Annotated in this window: 7 protein-coding genes; 1 reads left to right on the top strand and 6 read right to left on the bottom strand. The window is 74.1% G+C overall.

The window, feature by feature from the left end:
* Nucleotides 1–108 precede the first annotated feature (108 nt).
* A complete protein-coding gene (locus ACIRPH_RS31760) occupies nucleotides 109–1,686 on the bottom strand; it encodes a hypothetical protein (RefSeq protein WP_402921386.1) in 1,578 nt (525 codons plus the stop codon).
* 688 nt (nucleotides 1,687–2,374) lie between these two features.
* Here ACIRPH_RS31760 and ACIRPH_RS31755 point away from each other — a divergent pair.
* The gene (locus ACIRPH_RS31755; protein WP_402921383.1) at nucleotides 2,375–3,598 is read left to right on the top strand and encodes a phosphatidylserine decarboxylase; all 1,224 of its coding nucleotides are present in this window, start codon (nucleotides 2,375–2,377) and stop codon (nucleotides 3,596–3,598) included.
* A gap of 118 nt (nucleotides 3,599–3,716) precedes the next feature.
* Here the strand turns inward: ACIRPH_RS31755 and ACIRPH_RS31750 are convergent, their stop codons facing one another.
* From ACIRPH_RS31750 to ACIRPH_RS31730, 5 genes are all read right to left on the bottom strand, one after another.
* Nucleotides 3,717–4,892 (bottom strand): AAA family ATPase, encoded by a 1,176-nt coding sequence (locus ACIRPH_RS31750; RefSeq protein WP_402921380.1) that lies wholly within the window; start codon nucleotides 4,890–4,892, stop codon nucleotides 3,717–3,719.
* Nucleotides 4,876–5,661 carry an RNA ligase family protein gene (locus tag ACIRPH_RS31745; RefSeq protein ID WP_402921377.1) on the bottom strand — a complete coding sequence of 262 codons (786 nt, stop codon included), beginning with the start codon at nucleotides 5,659–5,661 and terminating at the stop codon, nucleotides 4,876–4,878. Before ACIRPH_RS31745 ends, ACIRPH_RS31750 begins: the two co-directional genes overlap by 17 nt.
* A 168-nt stretch (nucleotides 5,662–5,829) precedes the next feature.
* The gene (locus tag ACIRPH_RS31740; protein WP_402921375.1) at nucleotides 5,830–6,327 is read right to left on the bottom strand and encodes a hypothetical protein; all 498 of its coding nucleotides are present in this window, start codon (nucleotides 6,325–6,327) and stop codon (nucleotides 5,830–5,832) included.
* A 60-nt stretch (nucleotides 6,328–6,387) separates the two neighbouring features.
* Complete coding sequence (locus ACIRPH_RS31735) at nucleotides 6,388–6,762, bottom strand: hypothetical protein (RefSeq protein ID WP_402921372.1); 375 nt, start codon at nucleotides 6,760–6,762, stop codon at nucleotides 6,388–6,390.
* Entirely contained in the window at nucleotides 6,762–17,885 is an 11,124-nt protein-coding gene (locus tag ACIRPH_RS31730; protein WP_402921369.1) for an ADP-ribosyltransferase, read from the bottom strand. Before ACIRPH_RS31730 ends, ACIRPH_RS31735 begins: the two co-directional genes overlap by 1 nt.
* Nucleotides 17,886–17,923: the final 38 nt, after the last annotated feature.

Genomic DNA, 17,923 nt, shown 5'->3' with positions numbered 1-17,923 from the left:
CCCGCGGGGGGGGGGGGGGCGCCGCGGGGGGGGGGGGCGCCCCCGCCCCCCCCGCCCCCCCCCCCCCCCCCCGGTTCCCGCGGTCGGGGGAGGCGTGGGACGGGCGCCTCAGGGAACGGCCGGCGCGGGGCGGACCCGGCGCGCCGCATCGGCCAGGGACGCGCCCAGCTCCCCGTCGCGGATCCGGTCCAGCACCGCGTCGCAGACCGGGTGACCGGTCAGCCACACGGCCCGGACGAACCCCTCCGGGCACCGCGCGTACCGCTCCCGGTCCGACTCCGGCAGCGGCCGGCCCGCGTCGAGCCGGATGGCGTAGCGGTCGAGCACGGCCCACACCGCCTGGTGCGACAGGGGGTCGGCGTCCGTCCCTCCGCGCAGCCCCCGCGCCCATCCGCCCAGGACGGGGTGGTGCACGTACAGCTGCAGGACGGGGGAGAGGTCCTCGTCCAGGGCCGACAGGACGTCGGCCACCCGCTGCCTGCGGTGCCAGTCGCCGGGCGCGTCGGAGGCCTCGAACAGGTCGCACACGGCGCTCTCGGTGTCGCGTGCGGCCAGCCACCCCTCCACCAGGCCCTCGGCGTCCACGGGACGCCCCCCGTCCGCGAGCGCGAGCACGTCCTCGGCGTCCATCCCGTCGAGGGGCGGGGCGACCGCGACCTCGGCCCCCGACTGCCGCAGCTGGCGCACCGTGAAGTGGTCGCCGAGCCGGGTCACGTGGAACCGGCCCCCGCCGACGGGGGCCACGGCCCCCAGGGCGGCCAGGGTGTCGAGCACCCGGGCGGCACGGCGCCCGGGGTCCTCGTCGCCGGGGGCTCCCCCGGCGACGAGGACCCCGGCCAGCTGGGCGGGCGTACGGGGCTCACCGTGCGAGAACAGGTCCGCGAGCAGCAGGAACGCCGTCATCCCGGGCCCGCCGACCATGGTGAGCAGGGCGTCCGCCCAGGCGTCGGCGACGGCGCCCGGGGCCCCCTCCGCGAGCGCCCGGGCAGCCCGCCCGGGCAGGACGCGCGTGTACGTCGTGCGCAGCAGGCCGCAGTGGCGGGCGACGGCGAACAGCGACCGCACCTCGGCGGGCGTCCGACCCAGCGCGGCGGCGGCCCCGGTGGTGTCGGGCCGGGTGAGCTCCTCGTCCCCGTCCGGGCGGAGCTCCCTGCCGCCGCCCACCCAGGCGGCGAGGCGGACGGCGTCGGACAGCGGGCGGCACAGGCGCGCGGCCGCGTCCAGCTCCTCCGGGCGCCCGGGCACGACCGGGCGCGGCGGTCCGGGGCTCCCGCCCTCCCCGACGCCGAACCGGTCCAGGAGCGGCAGCACGGCCCGGTCCGCGTCCGCCCCGTCCCCCGGGCCGCGGGCGTCGGAGGACCCGTTCGGGGAGAGGTCGACCGAGGCGATGGCCCGGCGGAGCCTGCGGGGGCTCTCCACGGACAGCAGGTCCCCCGTCTCCACCAGGAAGTCGCACCACGTCAGCCAGGTGTCCCTGAGGCCGGCGGGCGTCCGGTCCCAGTGCCGGACGGTGCGGGCGATGTCGTGCACGTCGGCGGTGGACCAGTCGCCGGGGTCGGGCGCACCGGCGTCCAGGTGCGCGGTCAGGAGGAAGAGCAGGGTGTCGGGGTCCAGGGCGGGGCGGGGGTCGGTGCCCCTGGCCCACTCCAGACACGCGTGCACGGCGGAGTAGATGCGATCAGTCATTGCCCTATCACCCGGAGTGGTGTGAGTCGCCGAAAGGGCCTCAGGCTAACCGTGCCGCGCGCGGTGGTGCGGGAGAACGCCGAAATCGCCCACGGGCGGGCTCGGACGCGGCGGAACGGTGCGCGGGACCGCTCCGCGGGATGCGGTCGGGTCGCGTCCCGGGACGGACGGGCGCCTTCGAGGGCCTGCCCGGGGTCGCCCGTGCGGGCGGTCCGTGCCGGTCCCCCTCCGCGAGGGCGGGGAGGCCCCGGGCCCTCGGGGACGGGCCGCTGCCACGGTACGGGCCGGGAAGGCCCGGGAGGCCGCCCTGTTTTCTTTGTCGGCCCTTCACGTCGGGTGCTGTTTCGGGGGCGTTTTGCCCACAAGGTCCCGTTGTGGCCGCAAGGCGTGTTCCCCTGGAAGTCCGAGTGTCGTTCTGTCGGCGGGAAGGCGCTTTTTCCCCATTGGGGCCTCCGCGGGGGCGGTGTGCTCGTTGCGAGCAAAGGGGTGGGGTAAGAGGCGGTTGGGCGTCCCGGAGCGCGGGGATATTTCGATTCCGAGTGCCGCGAACCCTCCCGGGGCGATTGGCGGAAGAATCGAACACCGCTCCTTGTGTTCGGGTTCTTTCCTCGGCCGGGAGGCGTAATTCGCGCAGTCGTCCCATCCGACCTCCGGTCGTGCGAAATGCGCGAATCAGACAATTGGCTGTATGGGAGGAAAAGTGAAAGAATACCGCATCGAGACCATCGACGACTTCACCGACCTGCTCCAGCGCTGGTATGCGGCGGACCACGAGGGTTTCGCCACCATGTTCGACGCGGCGGTCGAGAACGTGAAGCCTGTCCCGGAGGGGGTCGGGTCCGAGGTTCGGCACGACTGGCGAAACAGTACGATCGACGACCTGTGCGACTTCTTCCGTTCCTGGGACAAATGGGAGCCAGGGGTCGACAGCGGACTCGTCTTCATCGAGAAGTTCAGCTGGCTCAACTACGAGAACGACTACGGCATGGTCTTCGTCACCTCCGGCCCCGGCTGTGAGATGACCGCCCTATTCACCGGGCTCCAAGGGCGTTACATGGACTCCGAGAAATCACTCGGGCTCGTGGAGAAGTGGAAGAGGCAGCTCGGGCCGAGGATGGACGACTATGTCGTGCCGCCGGGCGGATTCAAGAACTTCAACGACTTCTTCGTCCGGAGGGTGAAGGACGGAAAGCGCCCGGTCGACGCACCCGGGGACGACACCGTCGTGGTCGCCCCGGCCGACTGCGTCATCAACATGATCGTGAACGAGCTGACCGAGGAGACCCGGATCCCGGTCAAGACGGTCACCATGAACGTCGGTGAGCTGCTCGGCGGCTCCGCGTACGCCGCCAGGTTCGTCGGGGGCACCGCGGTGTCCTGCATCCTGATGCCCGACGGCTACCACCGGTACCACTCCCCGGTCGCGGGACGGGTCGTGGAGTCCGACTCCGGGATCGGCGGCGTCTACTACGGCATGCGCGACCTCCCCGGACTGCTCAACGGCGGGAACGTGGGCTACGGCCACGACTACAGCATGTTCGAGAGGTTTCGGCGGGGCTACCTCGTCATCGACACGGGGGACGCGGCGCGCGGGCACGTCGGGATGGTGCCCGTCGGCCTCAACTCGATCGCCTCCGTCGAGTTCCGTCCCGAACTCTCCCGCGTCAGGCCGGAGAACCCGGTCCCGATCGCCAAGGGGGAGGAGGTCGGATGCTTCAAGTACGGCGGTTCGCTGAACATCCTCCTGTTCGAGAAGGGCTGCTTCCCCGCGCTCCAGCTGCTCCAGGGCCAGCGCATCGGGCTCCTGGAGGACCCGGGGGAGCCGCGCTCCCTCTTCACCGGACCCGCTGCACGCCGTCCGGGGGCGTTCCGCTCCGACCTCCCCCCGCACGGGCGCCGGGCCGTCCCCTGACCGCCGGGAGGAAGGCCCCGGCGGCCCCGCGCGCCGTCGGGCTGGCCCCTCCGGCCCGCCGCCGCGCAGGGTCGGGGCACGCGGTGCGACCGCCGGCGCCCCGACCCGGCGTGCGCGGCTACCCGCCGGACGCGATGAGGGTGAGGCGGTGCGCCTCGGTGGGGTCGGGGCACTCCCAACGGCGGACCAGCCGTTCGACCGCGGCGGCCGGGACGGGGGACCCCCTGCGGTCCAGGCGTGCCCGCAGCACCCCCGGCGGGGCCTCCACGGACACGATTTCCACACGGGCCCGGTAGTCGGCGGCCAGGCCGACGCACTGGTCGCGCAGCTGGCGGGAGACGTTGGTGGCGTTCCACACGAACGGGCGACCCGCGCGCAGGTGCTCGCGGGCCCGCTCCTGCGCGGCGGCGGCCACCGGCCGCTGGTCGGCGGTCGGGCGCACGCCCAGTTCGGTGCGTAGCGCGTCCAGGCTCACGACCGGTGTGTCCGGGAGGTGGCGCGCGATCCAGGTGTCCTTGCCCGACCCGGGCAGCCCGGACATGACGGTCACCGGTGACCGGGTGTCGTCGTGGGCCGCGTAGTCCGGATCGCGGTCGGGCTTGCGGAAGAACCAGAACCGCGCGTGGTCGGAGGGGAACTCGCGGGGCCGGTCCAGGCAGCGCTGCTCGGCGCAGTACTCGCCGTACAGGCCGACGCTGTCCAGGACCTCGGCGGTGTCGCCGCAGTGCCGGCCGAGGATGTCCGCCGTGGCCAGCAGCACCAGGTCGTCGTTGCGTGCGAGCAGGCTCACCCGGAAGGCGATGCGGCGCAGGTCGGGGCGTTCGAGCGCCCAGAACGGCACCTGGTGGTGGCGCACCAGCGCCGCCACGTGCTCGCGCCACCGGACCGCGGCGAGGCGGTCGGCCTCCGTGGCCCGGCCCGACCTGCCCGTACCGTCCGGGCCCGCCTCCCACAGCAGGCGGCGCACCATCAGGTCGCCGCGCCGCGAGTGCCCGTGCGCCGTCACCCGGCCGTCCCCGTCCCGGCGCGTGCAGTAGGGCTTGGCGACGTCGTGCAGCAGGACCGCGGCGAACAGCCGCACCCTCTCCGACGCGGGCCTGGCCCGCCAGCCGGGCAGCCCGGACAGGGCCTCGCAGGCCATCCGGGTGTGCACCTCCACGTCGCCCTCGGCGTGGTGCACCGGGTCCTGCTCCACCCCCGCCAGGTCGCGCACCCACGGGAACGCCTCCCTGACCCGGTCCCAGTCCAGCTCCCAGTACGGGGGAGCCGGGCACAGCTCAGCGAAGACCCGCACGGAGCACCTCCGGGTCGGCGAGGCCGTTCGCGATCACCGGCCGGTCCAGCCAGTGCGAGCCCGAGTCCAGGACGGCGGCCGTGAACCCGGGGCGCACCCACTTGTACCGGTCGACCGTGCGCCCGTCCTCCTCGACCTTGACGTACAGGCCCTCCATCAGGTCGGATCCGTCCCCCTCCGCCAGCGCCCGCTCCGGGTCGGCGCCGCCCGCCACCGCCGCCCGGGCCAGGGCCCCGCGCCAGCCGGCCGTCCGACAGGTGGAGGCCCCCACCAGGGAGACCAGGTCCTCCAGGCGGTCCAGGGGGCCGGAGCGCAGCACGGGCACCGACACCACGGGGGTCCCCTCCAGGAGCTCCCTGCGGCGCGGGGTGGACAGGAACGCGTCCTCGCGGGTGTCCAGCACGTCGAACTCGCAGAAGTAGTGGGGGAGGGCGTCGTAGAAGACCGTGTGCCTGGCGTACATCCACTCGCCGTAGAGCACGTACCGCTCGCCGAGCCGAGGCCACAGCAGGGGGGCGACGGCGGCGGCCCACGCCTTGAACGGGGCGAACTGCCGCTCGCGGGGCCCGCCCGTCAGGTAGTGGCCACGGCTCTGCAGGAGGAGCGCGCCCCCGGGGCCGAAGCTGATGCCGGCGTTGGCGCCGTCGAGCTTCTCCTCCACGACCAGGTGCCGGCCGGCCAGCTCCCCGAAGGGCACGGCGGTCAGGTCGTGGTCGCCCGCCTGGAGGCGGGAGCCGCGGATGTGCCGGGTCCGGGGGTACTTGCGCATGGGTGCGGTTCTACACGCCGGCGCCGCGGCCCCGCCACCCGTTTTCCCCGACCCGCACCGCGATCACGCCGCGGGTCCGCGGTGCGAACGCGTACGGGAGGCCGCGGCCCGCCGTCCCGGGCACGGGGCCGCGCCGCGGGCGCCGCCGGGGCCGACCGGTCCGGCGCCTCAGCCGCGGGCGAGGGCGCGCAGTTCCTCCAGGCCGGAGGCACGGGACTCGGGGGCGTCGGCGTCCACCCTTCCCCCCTGGGGGTCGTCGACCCTCCCGGCGCAGGACCGGAGCGCCTCCAGCGCGGTCAGCCCCTCACCGCGCAGGCGCACGTGCTCCATCGTCCACCAGCCGCGGGCGGCGTTGCCCGCCGTGTCGGGCGGCAGGAGGGGCTGGAAGTCACCGGCCTCCTCGGTCTCGGAGGCCCACAGGTACCCGATGAGGCGGCCGTCCCGGTGCACGGGGAGGTACAGCACGGGGCCCGCGGTGGTCGGGACGTAGGAGCGGCCGACCAGCACCGGGGCCAGCGCCTCGTCGCTCCACCGGTCGAACGCCCCCCGCCCCGCGCCCGGCGCACGGGCCGGGCCCCCGGCGCCGTCGGCCCCGCGGGACGGGTCGGGGCCGGCCGCGCTCGGGTCCGTGCCGTATCCGTTTTCGGGGGAGCGCCCACCGTCCATGGCCGTCCTCACTTCCTCTCGTTGTCAGCGGTCACTGCGGTACCGGGTGTCCTGCCCGGATCAGGCGGGAGGAAGTCCGTCCAGGTGGTCGGCGTGCTCGGGCACGCTCCCCGGCGGGACCGCCCCGGCCCGGTCGTCCTGCGGGGCCCCGGTCCAGTGTGTCAGCGCGCCGAGGGCGTCCAGCCCCTGGGCCCGTGCCAGGATCAGGCGGCGCACCCAGGCTCCCTTGGCGTTCAGCCCCGCCGGGCCGGGTACGGGCAGGAACCCCGCGGCGGCCCCGTCCCGCGAAGCCCAGAGGCGGCCCAGCGGACTCCCGTCCCCCCGCAGTACCGGGACGTGCAGCACCGGCCCGTCGGTATCGGCGGCGAACCGGGGCTCGGCGCCCGCGAAGTCCGGGCGGAACGCGTCCCGGGCGGCCTGTTCCTCGTCGGTCATCACTCCTCCTCCGTCACGGTCTCGGGGGTGAACGGCAGCACGGTGACCCGCAGGGTCCACTGCCCGGTGTCGGCGTCCTGGAGCGCGTCGTCGATCCGGAAGCGTGTTCCGCGCGGCAGGAGGAGCTCCCGCTCGGTCCGGTGCACGCTGCCGTCGCCGATCCACAGGGCGGGGTGCCCCGCGGGCACGGACAGGTGGAACTGGTAGGCGGCGGTCTGGTTCACGGTCTCGACCCCCAGCGATCCCGAGAGGAACCCCCGTTCGACGAACTCCGTGCCGATCAGGTCCGTGGGGTCGTGGAAGGGCCGCCCCGGCGGGGCCATGAAGCCCACGCTGAACACCGAGCGCCGGACCTCGACCGTTTCCGGGATCGGCTCCGTCGCCCGGTCGAGCAGGTCCATCCCCTCGCGCAGGAGGCCCCAGGTCTTCTCGGCGTTCTCCCGGGTCGGGGTGTGCCCGCCGAACCACTTCTCGACCCACGCGCCGAAGAACCGGTGCCCGCTGAGTCGCAGGACCTCGGTCTCGGGGCTGGAGTGCCGGGAGAAGTCGTTGTAGAACTGCGCGTTCTTCGTGTAGGCCCGGGCGGAGTCCTGCTGCTCCGTGGCCAGGGACGGGAACCGGTCGCCGAGGACGAGCTTCCCGTACCCCGCGCCCTCGTCGTCGGTGGCGAAGCGGCGGACGCCGTCGGGGTCGACGTGTCCGGGGCGGTCGTCGGGCAGGTCCGGCCCAGCGGCCTGCGTCCCGCTCCCCGGGGGACCGGCGGAGTCCTCCGCGGTGGTCCCCGGGGGGACCGCGGCGTCGGCGCCGGAGTCCAACCCCAGGAGCGCGGTCAGGAAGGCTTCGGCGCCACCGCTGAATCCCGTTTCCTCGGGGCCGGTCACGGTGGTGTCCGTCTCGGTCAGCACGGTGAGCACCTGGACGTCCGCGGCGTCCCCTGCCCGCTGCTCCGGTGACGGAGCGGTCTCCGGCCGCGGTGGGACCACCACCTCGGCCTCGATGTGGAACCCCGGCAGCCCGAGCGATCCGCCCCATCCCGCGCGGGTGATCCGGTAGGTGGCGCGCCGGGCGAGGACGACCTCGCGCTCCTCCGGGTAGTCGCTCCTGTCACCGACCCACAGGCCGCGGCTGCCCGCGGGCACGGTCAGGTGGATGACGTGCGCGGATTCGGCCTGGTGGTGCGCGGCCAGCTTGTTGCCCAGGGACATGGACATGAAACCGGGCTCGGTCTGGACGGTGCCCACCAGGGAGTAGGGGTCCATGTCCCGGAATCCGTCGAGGAAGGAGACCTCGGACAGGCCGCGGACCATCTCGACCGTCTCGGGCAGGGGGCGGTCGACGGCGACGTCGAGGCGCTCCATGAACGCCGTCACATCGGCCGCGGTGGGGAACACGTTCCCGTTGGACCGCGCCATGACACCGGCTCCGCCCGCGTGCCCGTACCAGCCCGCCAGTTCCGCCTCCGGGTCCGGCGCGTCGAGGATGTACCTGACGAAACCCGCGGTGTGTTCGGGCACCCGGTCCTGCGCCAGGAGTTCCCGAAGGCGCTCGACCGTGGGCCAGGACAGGTCGTTCAGCTCGTACAGGCTCCAGCCGCGGGCCTCCATCGGGTCCGTGCCGGTCTGGAGGCGGGTCGAATTCCGCACGTCGTCCAGGTTCTCCTGGATCTGCTCGGCCGAGAGGTTGGCACGGACGACCACGTTGAGCCATCCGTCCGCCGTGTACCCGCGCACGTCGTCGCGCTGCCGGTCGTGGAGGGTGTCGAAGGCGTGCGGGTTGTTCGCCGGATCGTGGAGCCAGCGGCCGTAGGCGTCGGCCTCCTCCACGGAGCGGAACCGCCGCACGCCACTGTCGTCGACGTACCCCCTGCCGTCGTCGGCGGGACCGGTGCCGGCCGGGGGGTCGGTGGCGGAGGCGTCCGCGGAGGCGTCCGGGGCGGCCGCGTGTCCCGTCTCCTCGACGGGGGCGGGCGTGTCCTGCCCGGCCCCGCCGACGGTCGCGGGAGGGGCTTTCTCCACGGCCGGAGGCCGGGCCCCGGACGCGGTGCCGTCCTGTTCCGGCAGGACGGCCTCGGCGGACAGCAGAAGCAGGCCGTGAGCGGTCGTCTCCGCGCCGGTGACGCGATAGGACATTCCCCGGGGCAGGACGATCTCGTGGTTCGACGGCCGCGGGCCCTCCGCGCCCAGCCAGAGCCCGTGCGCGCCCTCGGGCAGGGTCAGCCGGACGGTCACCGCAGGGTGCCCCAGGCCCACCGGTTCCGGGTTCACGGAGACCGTGGTGTACCCCGGGCTGCTCTGGACCGTGCCCACCAGGCCGGAGGGGGTCCTCTCGTCGTACCCCTCGGGGAACCGGAGGTCGCGGGTGTGGTTCAGGACCCACGTCGTCTCGACCGCCTCCGGGAGCGGGCGCCCCACCGCTTCGTCGTAGGTTCCGAGCAGTTCCCGCACACCCGCGGCGGAGGGGTAGGTCCCCCCGTTGGCCGCCGCCAGCGCCCCGGCCATACCGCTCCTGCGGTACAGACCGGCCAGCCGTTCCTCGGGATGCTCCAGCGTGAGGACCGTCCGTAGGAAGCGCGTGGTCGGGGTCTCCCCCTCGGCGGCGTCCACGATCTCCCGCAGCCGGTCCAGGGTGGGCCAGGTGAGGTCGTTGGCCTCGTAGACCTCCCAGCCGCTGCTGCCGTGGGGGTCCACGACCGAGGGCCGCCCGGTACGGCTCATCGAGCGCAGCCGGTCGAGTTGCGTCCGCAGGTCGCCCGGGGGCACCAGCGCCAGGTCCGCGAGCCACGGGGTGTCCGAGAACGCCGCGGCGACGCGGCGTGCCTCCGCGGGGAGGGTGTCCGGCCCCGGCATGCCGTGTTCCGCGCGCGCGGCCCGGTACGCGTACCAGTCGGCCTCCGCGGGCGTCCGGAACCGCCGGACACCGGACGCGTCCACCCGTCCGTCCGAGAGCGGGTCGGCGAAGGCATCCGGGAGCAGGAGCACCTCCGCGGAGAGCACGGTCACGATCCCGCCCGTGTTCGTGTCGAACGTTTCCCGGACACCGGTGATCCGGTAGGTGGAACCGCGGGCGAGGGTGAGTTCGCGCTGTTCGGGGTCGTGGCTGCGGGAGCCGATCCAGAGGCCGTGCGCGTCCCGGGGGACGTTGAGCCGCAGGAGGTAGCGGAAGGGGGCGGCATCGGTCTTGAAGGCCCGGTCGCCCAGGGTGGTGGACATGTACCCGGGCTCGGTGTGGACCGTGCCCTCGAGGTCGTCGGCGTCGTACCTGCCGGCCGCGCGCAGCAGGTGGTCGACGGAGTGCATGCCCCGGGAGACGACCAGGCCTTCGGGCAGGGGGCGGCCGGTGGCGTCGTCGAGGAGGCGGAAGAGTTCCAGGACGCGGTCCACGTCGGGGTAGGTCCCGCCGTTGTGGCGGGCGATGACCCCGGCGTACCCGGCGTTGTGGAACCAGTGGCGCAGCTCCGCGGCGGGGTCGCGGGCGGTGAGGACGTAGTCGACGAGTCCGGTGGTGCGCGGGGGGAGGCCGTCCGGGTTCGCCCGGATCTCGCGCAGCCGGTCGAGGGTGGGCCAGGTGAGGTTGTTGGCCTCGTACAGGTCCCAGCCGTGGGCGGTCGCCACGGTCTCCGCCCGCCCGGCCTCCCGTTGGGCCTCGGCCCGTATCAGTGCCAGCTGGCGCTCCACACCGGTCGGGGACAGGGGTCGGATACGTGCCAGCCGGGTGATCCAGGCGGATCTGGTGTAGGCGTCGACCATCCCGCGCTGGTCGGGGGCGAGGGTGTCGAAGGCGTGGGGGTTGTTGGCCGGGTCGTGGAGCCACCGGTCGTAGGCGTCCAGCTCCTCCAGGGCGCGGAAGCGCCGGTAGCCGTCGTCGCCGACCTGCCCGCGGCCGTCGCCCGCCGGAAGGCGCGACTCCTCGTCGACGAGCGTGGAGGTCTCCGAGTCGCCGTCCCCGACCTCCGCTGACGGCTCTCGCGCCGACGTGTCCGCGGTGACCGGCTCGGCGTCGATCTCCATCCCGTCGTCGGTGATCCGGATGTCGGTGACGCGGTAGCCGAAGTCCCGGGGCAGGACCAGCGCGTACGGGTCGCCCGTCGCGCCCCGGCCGCCGATCCACAGGCCCCGGGCGTCTTCGGGGAGGACCATGCGGACGACCGCCACGGTGTCGCGCGGCGCGGTGGTGAAGGGCGAGTCGCCCAGGGAGGCGGTGGTGTACCCCCGCTCGCGCTGGTCCCTGCCCACGATGGCGGACAGGTCGTCCCAGTCGTATCCGTCGAGTCCGGGCAGGTCCCGGTCGACGTCCAGCACGAAGGACACCGCGATCGGGCCGGGCAGGGGCCGGTCCACGGCCGTGTCCATGTCCCGGATGAGCTCCAGGGCCCTGTCCCCGGTGGGGTAGACGCCGCCGTTGGCCCGGGCGACCTCCCCCGCGTCGTCCGCGTTCTCGTACCAGTGGTCCAGCCGCAGCCGCGGATCGGAGGAACGGAAGACGTCCGCCGCGACCGCCCCGAACGCCGGGGAGCGGCCTCCCTCGGCGTACAGTTCGCGCACCCGGCCGAGCGAGGGCCACGACAGGCCGTTCGCGTCGTAGAGCGCCCACCCGTTGGGGGTGTCGGGGTCGGCGGCGTTCCCGAGGCCGATCCTGCTCCAGTAGTCGAGCCTGTCCTGGACGGCCGCCGGGTCGGAGGTCCCGAGCCGGGCGAGGTTGCTGAGCCACGGGAACGCGGTGTGCGCGCTGATGAGGGCGCGCAGCTCCGGCGGGAGAGCGCCGAAGGTGTGCGGTTCACCGTCTCGGGCCTCCAACCGCTCCGCGTAGGCGTCCAACTCCTCCCGGGTGCGGAACCCGCGGACCTCCCCGCCGCCCGTCTCGGGGGCCGCGGCCGCGGTACCGCCGTCGCTCGTGCGATCGGGCAGGACCCGGTCGGTGCGCACGGCCGAGGCCGTCGGCGCGTCGTCGTCGTCGGAGTCGTAGCGGTCGAGGAGGGGCCGGTCGTCGTACGCGTCGTCGTCGGAGTCGTCGCGGTCCAGGGACGGCCCGCCGTCGTCGGCGCTCTCGTGCCCGGAGTCCTCCAGTCCCAGGAGCGCGGCCAGTCCGGCCTCCTCCTCCGCGCCGGAGCCGGGTTCGTCGGGGCCCGTGACGGTGCCGTCCGTGTCGGTCCGCACGGTGAACACGTGCAGGTCCGCGGACCCCTCGACCTGCGGCGGGGCCGGGTCGGTGACCGGCTGCGGCGGCACGATCACCTCGGCCTCGAAGTACAGGCCCTCCAGCCCGTGGGAGCCCCCCCAACCGGCCCGGGTGATTCGGTAGGTCGTACCCGGGGGGAGGATCAGCTCGCGCTCCTGGGGGTACCTGCTCTCCGAACCGATCCACATGCCCCGGGAGCCGTGGGGGAGGACCAGGCGCACCGCGTGCGCGTACGCGGCCGTGACCCCGGCGAGCTCGTTCCCCAGCGATGTGGACAGGAACCCGCGCTCGGTGTGGACGGTCCCCACGAGGGAGTAGGGGTCCTTGCCGTCGAAGCCTTCGAGGTGGTCCAGCTCCTCCAGGCCGCGGATCACCTCGATCCCCTCGGGGAGGGGCCTGTCGATGGCCTCCGTCAGGGTCCGGAGGTGCTCGAGCGCGAGCTCCGGGGTCGGGAACACGTCGCCGCTCGACCTGGCGATCTCCCCGGCCTCACCGGCGTGCACGTGCCAGTGGTCGAGTTCGTGCTGCGGGTCCTGCGCGTCCAGGATGTACCGGACGAAGCCCTCGGCCCTCTCCGGAACGCGCCCCTGGTCCAGGAGTTCCCGCAGCCGGTCCAGGGTCGGCCACGCGAGGCCGTTCATCTCGTACAGTTCCCAGCCGCGTGAGCCCATGGGGTTGGTCTCGAACGCCGCGACGGTGTCCTGGCGCATCAGGTCCAGCGTGATCGCCACCTGGTCCGCGCTCATGGAATTGCGGGCCACGGTGTTGAGCCAGCCCTCGATCGTGTAGCCGACGATCCGGTCCCGGTGCACGGGGTCCAGGGCGTTGAAGGCGTGCGGGTTGTTGGCCGGGTCGTGGAGCCACAGGTCGTAGGCGTCGAGTTCCTCCTTGGTGCGGAACCTCCGGATCCCGGTCGCGTCGACGTACCCCCGTCCGTCGCCGGGCACGTCCCCGGTGCTGGGCGTGTCCGGCCCGGCGGCGGCGTTCGTCGTCCCGTCGACCGCGGCCCCGGCTGAGGCGGGCGGCGCACTCACGGCCGCGGGCGCGGCGGTGTCGTCCGCCGGCACGTGGACCCGCGCGGTGAACACGGGTCGGCCGCCGGACGTGTCCACGGAGTCGATCCGGAACCCGGTCCCCGGCGGGAGGACGATCTCCTGGTTCTGGGGCCGGGGGCCCGCGCCGCCCAGCCAGAGGCCGTGAGCCCCCGACGGCAGGACGAGGCGGACGACCGCGGCCGCCCCTTCGCCCGGGCCGGCCGCCCGCGGGTTGAGCGCGACCGCGGTGTACCCCTGGGTGACCTGCTCGGTCCCGACCAGCGCGGAGGGGTCGCGCGGGTCGAATCCGTGCCACTGCTCCCGCACCGCCGTGGGGTCCGGGTGCCAGGTGCTCTCGACCGTGTCGGGCAGCGGTCGGCGGACGGCGTCCTCGTAGGAGGCCAGCATGTCCAGCAGCCTCTCGGGCGAGGGGTAGGCGCCCCCGTTCGCGCGGGCCAGGACCCCGGCGGCCCCTGCCGCGTTGTACAGCCCGCCCAGCCTGCGGGCCGCCTCCTGGGGACCGTGCTTGAGGAGGTCGGTGATGAATTGCGCCCGCGCGGGGTTGTGTACCCGCTCCGCGGGCAGGAGCTGGAGCAGCCGGGCGGGGGAGGGCCAGGTGAGGCCGTTCGCCTCGTACAGCTCCCACCCGAGGACCCGCTGCCGCTCCGCGGGGGTGGAGGCCGAGGTGACACGGCTCGCCGCGCGTAGGGAGTCCAGCAGCTGCCGGGCGCCGTCCGGGTCCGCCAGGGTGAGGTCGACCCCGGGCGCGAGCGCGCTGAGGGCGCGGACGAGGTCGTGCCGTGCCCGGGGGAGCGCGTTGACGGCGTGCGGGTTGTGCGCCGGGTCGTGGAGGCGGTGGCCGTACCAGTGGGCCTCCTCCGCGTTCCAGAACCTGCGGACGCCGTCCTCACCCGTGCTCCCCTCCGAGAAGAGGTCGGGCACCGCCCGTGGCAGGGGGATCACGGTCGCGGTGACCACGGTCTGCGGCCCGCCGGATTCGGGGTCGATCCTGTCCTGGACACCGGTGATGCGGTACGTGGTGCCGCGGCCGAGGGTGAGCTCCATCTGCTCCGGGTCGTGGCTGCGTGTACCGATCCAGAGGCCACGGCTCCCCTGGGGAACGTCCAGGCGCAGCAGGAAGGGGAATCCGTCCACGTCCGTCTTGAACGGGGAGTCGCCCAGGGTGGTGGACATGTAGCCGGGCTCGGTGTGGACGGTGCCCACCAGCCCCCGGGGGTCCGTGCCCCCGGTCGTGCGCAGGAGGTGGTCGATCGACTGCATGCCGCGGGACACGGCCATGCCCTCGGGCAGCGGGCGGTCGACCGCGCCGTCCAGCAGGCCGAACAGCCGCCTGGTCGCGGAGGCGTCGGGGTAGACGCCCCCGTTGAGCCGGGCGATGACCCCTGCGTATCCGGCGTTGTGGAACCAGTGGTCGAGTTCGGCACGGGGGTCGGGGGCGTCGAGGACGTACCGGATGAGCCCCCGGGTCCGCGGGGGCAACGGCTGCGGGGAGGCCGCGATCTGGCGCAGCCGTTCCACGGACGGCCAGGACAGTCCGTTGGCCTCGTACAGGTCCCAGCCGTGGGCCGTCTGCGCCGTGTCGGGGTCGGCCGCCTCGGACCGGGACTGCGAGCGCCACTCCATCAGCTGTCGCGAGACGGTCTGGGGCAGGAAGGGCCGGATGCGGGCGACACGGGTGATCCAGGCGGATCTGGTGTAGGCGTCGACCATCCCGCGCTGGTCGGGGGTGAGGGTGTCGAAGGCGTGGGGGTTGTTCGCCGGGTCCTGGAGCCACCGGTCCTGCCCGTCGGCCTCCCTCGGCGAGTCGAAGCGGCGGATGCCGTTCTCGTCGAGGGTGCCCCGGCCGTCCGTGTCCGTGTCCGTGTCCGAGGCGTCCGATTCCGCGTCGTCGCCGGTGTCGTCGCCCTCGTGGTCCGTGTCGTCGCGGACGGCAGCGGCCTCCTCCGGGGGCGCGGCCACCGGTCGCGGTTCCGCGGGCAGGGCCACGGCGGTGATCTCCACGATCCCGTCCGACTCCACGACGCCGGTGACGCGGTAGCCGGTGCCGCGGGGGAGGAGGAGCGTGTACGGGTCGGAGGTGTCCGCCCTGTCGCCGATCCACAGGCCGCGCCCGCCCTCCGGCACGCTCAGGCGGACCAGGACCGTACTGTCGCCGTCGTCTCCCGTGTCCGGTGAGCGGTCCAGGGAGGTGCGCAGGTACCCCGCCTCCCGCTGCTCGGTGCCGACCAGCGACGAGGGGTCGCCCTCGACGTACCCGTCGAGCCCCTGGAGGCCCTCGTCCCCGCTCAGCGCGAAGGTCACCTCCACGGGGCCGGGAAGCGGGCGGTCGGTCGCGGCGTCCAGGGTACGCAGGGTGTTCAGGACCTCGTCGGCCGTCGGGTAGGCGCCGCCACCGGCCTTGGCCAGGGCTCCGGCCTCGTCCGCGTTGTCGTACCAGTGGCGCAGCCGCCGGCCGGGGTCGGGCGCCTTGAAGATGTCGTCGACGAGCCGGTTGAAGGTGTGGGTGGACCCGCCGTCGGAGTGGATCTCCCGGATCTCGGTGAGCGTCGGCCACCGGTTCCCGTTCTTCTCGTAGAGCGGCCAGCCGTTGAGGTCGTCACCGCTGGCGTTGTCGCCCGCGTCGTACGTCAGGTCGTCCAGCCTGTTCTGGACGGAGGCGGTGTCGAGAGACGGGGTCCAGGTGAGGGACGAGAGCCAGCCCGTGGCCGCCTGCGCCACGACGGCCTCGCGCTGGTCCCGGGGCAGCGCGTCGAAGGTGTGCGGGTTGGCGCCCGGGTCGTCGAGCTCCGCGGCGCGGGCGGCCGGGTCCTCCAGCCCGAGGAGGCCGGCCGTCCCGTCTTCCTGATCGCGCGTCCACCCGGGTTCGGGGAGGTGTCCGCCCTCCTCGGCCGGGTCCTGGTCCGTCGTCTCCATCAGGAACACGGTGATCTCGTCGTCCGTGTTCGTCTCGGGCGCCGATCGGGCCGGAACCGGCTGCGGGGACGGTTCGCCCCCCGTGTCCCCGGTCGGCGCTCCGCTCTGGACGGGCGGGGTCTGCGTGTTGAGGGCGCTGTGGAACGTGTCCAGGAGCGGGGCGGCCTCGGGACGCTCCCCCGGTTCCTGCTCCATCCGGTCGCTCAGGGGCGCGCCGCTGGTGGGACGGGGCGGCGGTGGCGGCGTGCCGGTCGAGGCGGGGGGTGCCTCGAAGGCGTCGGGGCTGTAGGCGGGGTCGTCGTTGTGTGTTGTTGTCCGGTGCGGTGTCGGTGGTTCGCCGGGTGGTGTTTGCGGGGTCGGTGTGTCTTGGTCGTTGTCGACCAGGGCGGTGTTGACGGTTTTCACCGTGTCGGGTGCGTCGTAGGGGGAGGGGTCCCGGTCGGCGGGGTCCTGCATCGCGTAGCGGACGTAGTCCGTCGTGAGGCGCCCGCCCGCCTGCCAGAGCCGGGCGCGGACCGGGTCGTGGCGGTCCCGCAGGTGGCGGCCGATGCCGCGGGCCAGGACCCCGGCGTCGCGGACGCGTTCGGCGGGCAGGGCATCGCCGCTCAGAGGGACGCGCCTGTTGGAGGGGTCGGAGACGGTGTAGACCAGCGCCTGCGCCAGCTCACGCGCCTCGCGTACCGAGCGGTTCTGGGGGTCCGGTCCCTGGCCCGGTCCCAGCAGCCTCCAGAACTCGGCTCCCAGTGCCCGTGCCCGGGGGATGTCCTTGTCGGCCAGGGCCCGGGTGAGTTCGGGCAGGCGGTCCAGGACCGCGGCGGCGCGGGCGTCGGCCTCGGGGTCGGTGGCGGGGGTGGTGCGTGGGTGTGCGGGGGCGGGGGAGTCGTTGTCCGCCGTGTGCTCGCCTTGGGCGGAGGGCGGGGTCAAAGGTGCGTCGGTGTGGGTGTTGTGGGTGGGGGTCGGTGTGTCCTGGGTGGTGTGGGGTGGGGTGGTCTCGGCGGTGGGCGGGGCGGTGGTGTCCGGTGCCGGTGTCCCGTTGTTCTTGGTGGGCGGGGTCGCGGTGGTTCGGTGGTCGGTCGTGGTCGGGGGTTCCACGGTGGTGGGCGGGGGCGGGCCGTCGTGTTCGGCCCCGGCCTGTCCGTGGGGGAGCGGTTGCGGGCGGGGACGCGGTGTCTGCTGGTCCTGGGGGACACCGTCCGTGGTCGGGGGCGGGGCTGTTCGGGGCTTCTGGTCTTCTCCGTCGAGGGCGCCCTCGCGACTCTCCTCACCGTCTGCGGAGCGGTCGCCGCTCTGTTCGCCCGACCGTTCGTCTCCGTCGCCGGATCGGTCCCCCTCGTCGTTCCGGGAGCGGTCGTCGTCGCGGGAGGTGCCCTCGTCGCGGTTCCCGGGCTGTTTGCTGCCGCGTTCGGACGGGCTGGGCCCGGTGGTCTCCGTGTCCTCGGTCGGTCCGCTCTCGGTGGCGGGCGTGGGGGATTCGGTCGAGGAGGTCCGCTGCTCCGGGGCGTGCTCGTCGGTGGAGGTCGTCCGCTGTTCGTCCGTCGCGTTCTGGTCTTGCTGGTCGACGGGGTCGCCGGTGGTGGAGGTCTCCGGGACGGTGGGTGCGCTTTCGGTCGAGGTGCGCACAACGTCGCCGTCGCGGGGTGATCGGTCGGTGGAGGGGTCGGGGGTGCGGGTGTCGTTGGTGCGCTGGGGAGAGCGTTCGGCGGGTGTGGAGCGCTGGTTGTTGTCGGTGGTCGTGTTCTGCGGTGCGGTCGTGGGGGGAGGGGCTGCCTGGCCCGTCGGGGGCGCCACGGCGACGGGCGCGGGTGTGTGCTGCTGTTCCGGTTCGGGGGTGGAGCGGTCGGCCGGGTTCGTGCCGTTGCCGGTGTGGGGTGTGTTCCCGGGGGGCGGTACGGTCTGCTCGGTACCGGTGGGAACGTTCGCCGCCGGGTTGTCGGGGACGATGGCGTTGAGGAAGTTGACGGTCAGGGGGCCGTCGTTCATTCCGGGGTGGAAGAGGTCGTCGCCCAGGCCGGGGTGTT

This window comes from Nocardiopsis sp. NPDC101807, from assembly GCF_044766605.1.
GTDB classification, from domain to species: Bacteria; Actinomycetota; Actinomycetes; order Streptosporangiales; family Streptosporangiaceae; genus Nocardiopsis; species Nocardiopsis tropica.
This window is presented reverse-complemented; position numbering and strand designations above follow the sequence as displayed.

What these genes read in the sequence shown, in the direction of transcription:
- ACIRPH_RS31760 (WP_402921386.1), bottom strand. Translation starts at nt 1,686, where the DNA reads ATGACTGATCGCATCTACTCCGCCGTGCACGCGTGTCTGGAGTGGGCC.
- ACIRPH_RS31755 (WP_402921383.1), top strand. Translation starts at nt 2,375, where the DNA reads ATGGGAGGAAAAGTGAAAGAATACCGCATCGAGACCATCGACGACTTC.
- ACIRPH_RS31745 (WP_402921377.1), bottom strand. Translation starts at nt 5,661, where the DNA reads ATGCGCAAGTACCCCCGGACCCGGCACATCCGCGGCTCCCGCCTCCAG.
- ACIRPH_RS31740 (WP_402921375.1), bottom strand. Translation starts at nt 6,327, where the DNA reads ATGGACGGTGGGCGCTCCCCCGAAAACGGATACGGCACGGACCCGAGC.
- ACIRPH_RS31735 (WP_402921372.1), bottom strand. Translation starts at nt 6,762, where the DNA reads ATGACCGACGAGGAACAGGCCGCCCGGGACGCGTTCCGCCCGGACTTC.
- ACIRPH_RS31730 (WP_402921369.1), bottom strand. Translation starts at nt 17,885, where the DNA reads ATGAACGACGGCCCCCTGACCGTCAACTTCCTCAACGCCATCGTCCCC.